Source organism: Desulfofustis glycolicus DSM 9705 (assembly GCF_900130015.1).
Classification (GTDB): domain Bacteria; phylum Desulfobacterota; class Desulfobulbia; order Desulfobulbales; family Desulfocapsaceae; genus Desulfofustis; species Desulfofustis glycolicus.
The window spans coordinates 1-3171 of the sequence record NZ_FQXS01000071.1 but is presented as its reverse complement, the minus strand read 5'-3'; the positions used below and the strand labels follow the sequence as shown (position 1 = coordinate 3171).

The 3171-nt window shown below is 42.3% G+C and carries 2 protein-coding genes; both read right to left on the bottom strand.

Going from position 1 to position 3171, the window contains the following annotated elements:
• Positions 1–202: 202 nt before the first annotated feature.
• Positions 203–1702, bottom strand: coding sequence for an oligosaccharide flippase family protein (locus BUC26_RS22295; protein WP_143166141.1), 1500 nt, complete (start codon positions 1700–1702; stop codon positions 203–205).
• Positions 1703–1828: 126 nt separating this feature from the next.
• The gene (locus tag BUC26_RS22290) at positions 1829–3022 is read right to left on the bottom strand and encodes a Coenzyme F420 hydrogenase/dehydrogenase, beta subunit C-terminal domain (RefSeq protein WP_073379605.1); all 1194 of its coding nucleotides are present in this window, start codon (positions 3020–3022) and stop codon (positions 1829–1831) included.
• Positions 3023–3171: the final 149 nt, after the last annotated feature.

Here is a 3171-nt window from a genome sequence, read left to right as displayed (position 1 = left end):
CTAAACCGGGGCAGCGCCGACCCGCTGCACGTGACGTTGAATGTCTAGCTTAAACCCAGTGGATTTCTGTCTTGACTCAGGGGTCCACTTCATGTCATGTAACCTATACTTGATGGTTGCTATCTATTTGCGTCAGCGGGTAGGTTAAGCCCAAATTCAGTGTTAAGCTAGCAGTTACAGATATTGTCTGGAAATTAAAAGGTCAGGCAACTACGTTTCGAAAGAGTGTTATTATATATTTCCGTTCATCTTTTGACAAAGCAAACAACCAACTTGATAATATCATTGTAGCAAATCCAGTTGTGCAGACCAGGAGAAGTCTCGTTAAACTTGGTGAGAGAGTCAGCCTCGACACCGCAGTGACGAAGAATACTAAAGTAGCTACATTTAAACATGGAAGGACAACTTTTTTTAACCAAGTTCGAAGTGGAACTTCGAAAAGAATTCGAAACCAGATAACACGTCCTATAGAGCAAAATACCTGTACGATAACAAACGCAATTCCCACACTGGCTGGAGGCAATCCTAGAGTTAGGAAAAGCCACACCAAAGGTAATGTCATTAGCAGTACGATGCCAACTGTAGCCTGATATCCTATTATCTTGCCACTAGCATGAACCGCAAGCATATATCCTGCTGACAGTTTATCGACAATGAAAGTGACTATCATTAATTGGCTCAACGCTGAGGCATATTTCGGTGGATTTACAAGCCAAAGCTGAAGGATATAATCTACCTCCATAATAAACGGAATAGCAAATACCATGACAAGTAGCGTGCCGAATCTACATGTACGAGTAGCCAGATCCAGCATTCTCAGTCTTTGTCCTCGCCCTTCCCGAGCTGACAACTCTGGGGAAATGGCGCCCATCATTGCTGCAGATAAGGCTGCAGCCTGTACCGATACTTGGTTAGCGATACCATAAGCGGCGTTGGTAGTTGGACCAAAGTACAAATTAATCAAAATACCAGACCCTTGATTTCTCAAGGTTCCTCCCGATCTGCCTATAGATGTCCAGGTCGCAAAACTTAACAACTCTTTAAAACGCCGTTTGTCTAACCACATACCCAATTGCAAACGGCATTCCTTAAAGATTATGATTGCCCTAGAGATTTTTATTGAAGTGATTACAAAATGAATAGCCACCATTCCGACAGCATAAAATATGAGGCGATCGTAGGTTACAGAGGTAAGTTTCCAGGCAAGGATAAAAGCTAAAACTGCGTGCAGTAACGTCCAGAATGCAATTTCGACAATACGCTGTTTAGCGTTGAACATTGCGACAAAGGGAATAGCCACCATGTTAACAAAAGCAGAGATAAGAGAAATACGAAAAACAAGGACACAGGCATCAATCCTTGCTGGTGGAATATTGAGCACATTTCGCACCACGTATTCAGCAATGGGCCATCCAATTGCAATGAGAACGCATGGAAGAAATAGATGGATACACAGTGAGGCATTAAACCATTTGTGGATTTCATTAATGTCCCCTTGTCCTATAGCATAGGCAAAATGGCGTGAAGCACTACTGGCCATTACCTCGTTAAAAACCATCAAAAAAACAATAAGCGACCCCACGACATTAAACAATCCAAAGTCGGTAGCCCCAAGGGAATTCAACACCCAACGACTACTAAATAAGGCGAGTCCCCCTGCCAGAATAGAGCGAGCATAAGTGGCAGTGGTGTTCGTCACCATACGCGTTGACGGTTTCAATCAACTACCTGTGATAATTAAATTGATTTATTTTCTTACTATTACACGACACTCTCTGATAGCTTTTGTCCAACTACTGACAACACTATCAGTGCCCCGTTTATATTCTTAAACCGATGTATCAACGAGCCGTTTCACACGACGCCTGAGCGCAGCAAGAATCCGCCGCCAAATTGGTCGGCGGTGCAACTGGTATTTCCGACGTAGCTGATTAACTGACATTTCTGAGGCGTGCCGATAAAAATCGTTTCTGACAATAGGTCTGCTGGCTGGACGAACCAACATTGGATTGCCGAGAATTGCATGCTCTAGGTCACCCGTTCCAATGAAAAGTTTTGCCTGACAGCGTGTCAACCAAGCTTGTCCTTTTCTGGAATTCACCAAAACGAGCGAAGTGCCTTTGTCTTCTGTATCATATTCGGGATATTTCATAGCTACTTTCCAATAATCGGCAAGAGTTAGGTCACCTTGTCGGCAAGTTGTTGTGAATTTACATGCATAGCAAGATTCACGAAGAGCGTAGTCTCTTGAAAAAGAAACCATGTATGAATTGTTAAACCACCTCTCAATTAACGATGTTCCATCACTATAATTTGTCTTCACTTTTGCTGTGGAAAAATTCCACCCGATTTCTTTGTTGCGAAAATCAATATTGATAATCCGTTTTGATTCTGTTTGTGATTCGTTTATAAATTTTCGAAACCAAGCTGGTGACGGTACTCCATGACATACCAGATCAGCGCATAGAAGATTTGGGAAATCCTTCACGACAAAATTTCTTAGCCCAGCAACCTGGCAAGGAGTACCAGTAAAAAATACATGCCGGCCATGATCCAGCAGTGACCGAATGTACTGAAATAATTCAGACGGTATTTCACTTTGCACATATTTGGAACCGCGCAATGAGGCCAAACCGATTTCTTCGTCAACCAAAATATGACGACAAACCATGTTTTCAGCAAAAGCAGCCCCGGCAACCACACCTCCTTCTTTTAAAACCGCGCCTGCTAACACAGAAAAAACACCACCAGAAGAACTCTGGCGGCGAATATCGTCATCTAGGTTCCAGGCAGCATACACTTGTGGTGGCGAAATTCTATCGTAAATCTCGGTATTATGCTGCAAAGGACAAACTTTGGTGCAAAGACCGCAATCAGTGCATCTTGTTCCGTCAATATCTGGATATAAAAATCCTTCATCGTTGGCAACCAGCGTGATGCAATCAATCGGGCATACAGCTGCGCATACCCCACATCCACAACAATCTTTATCAGTTAAAAAACTTATTCTCTTTGTAATCATTTGGTTAAATATCGATATAAAAACAGATCCTCGTCATTTCTTTGTGTTTTGCTATCATAAGGGATCCTTGAAAAATCAAATTTGACAGCTTGAAAACTCCTCCGAAGAGCAATCTATTTCTTCGGAAAAACGAAAAATTGAAAATATTG